This is a genomic window from Serratia sp. TMDUHS_CL, assembly GCF_037137105.1.
Taxonomy (GTDB): domain Bacteria; phylum Pseudomonadota; class Gammaproteobacteria; order Enterobacterales; family Enterobacteriaceae; genus Serratia; species Serratia nevei.
The window spans coordinates 1-1,204 of record NZ_JBBBDV010000032.1 but is presented as its reverse complement, the minus strand read 5'-3'; the positions used below and the strand labels follow the sequence as shown (position 1 = coordinate 1,204).

The 1,204-nt window shown below is 67.9% G+C and carries 1 protein-coding gene; it reads right to left on the bottom strand.

The window, feature by feature from the left end; translation table 11 throughout:
* Nucleotides 1-1,204: condensation domain-containing protein (locus tag WCL58_RS25230; RefSeq protein ID WP_336851754.1), on the bottom strand; the 1,204-nt coding region annotated here is incomplete at both ends.

Below are 1,204 nucleotides of genomic sequence, written 5' to 3'. Positions count from 1 at the left end.
TCGGCTGAACTGCCGCAGCGCCTGCGTCAGCTCGGCGTCGATCGCGATCGGCACCTCCCCGCCGCTGAAAGACTGCACCGTCGGACGCGGCCGGTCGGTCGGCAGCGTCAGCAGCGCCGGCGCATCGCTCAGCGTTTCGCGCCAGTATTGCGCCTGCGCCGCCAGCCGCTCCGGCGTCAGATAGCGACGCTGCCAGGCGGCGTAATCCGGGTATTGCAGCGTCAGCGGCGGCAGCGGATCGGTATCGCCGCGACGGAAAGCCCCGTACAACGCCCCCAGTTCACGCAGCAGAATGCCGGTCGACCAACCGTCGGAGACGATGTGATGACAGGTGAGCAGGAACAGATGTTCCTCATCCTCCAGGCGGATCAGCGCGGCGCGCACCAGCGGCCCCTGCGTCAAATCGAAAGGCGCCTCCGTCAGGCGCTGCGCCAGTTGCCGCGCCTGGCTCTGAGCATCCTGCCGCCCACGCAGATCGTGAACCGTCAACGGCAGCGCGTCTGCCGGCAGAATGTGCGCCTGCGGCTGCCCCTCGACGGTGACAAACCGGCTGCGCAACGCTTCGTGGCGGGCATAGAGCGCATCCAGGCTCTGCCGCCAGGCGGGCAGATCCAGCTCGCCGCGCAGGCTCAGCGCCAGGGGAATATGGTAAGTTTCACTCAGGCCTTCCAACTGCGTCAGGAACCACAAACGCTGCTGGGCAAACGACAGCGGCAACTCGGCGCCGCGTGGCATAGCCTCGATCGGCGGCAGCGCCTCATCGGTTCTCCGCAGTTGCTGCGCCAACGCCAGCAGCGTCGGGTTGGCTAACAGGGTCTGCAACGGCAGCTGCCATTCCACCTGCTGCAGACGGTTGGTCAGACGTACCGCCAACAGCGAGTGCCCTCCCAGTTCGAAGAAGTTATCGTGGCGACCTACCTGCTCCACGTTCAGCAGCTCGCGCCAGATCGCCGCCAGCAGCGTTTCGTGTTCACCCTGCGGCGCTTCGTACGCTGCCTGGCTCTGCGCCCCCTGCGGTTCCGGCAACGCCCGCCGCTCCAGCTTGCCGTTCGGCGACAGCGGCAACGCCGCCACCACCCCCCAGGCCGACGGCACCATATAGTCCGGTAGCGCCGCGCTCACATGCTGCCGCAGCGCGCCTGCCAGCGTCTCTTCCGCCACGCCGGCGGCCGGCACCACCCACGCCACCAGCCGTTTGTCGTCG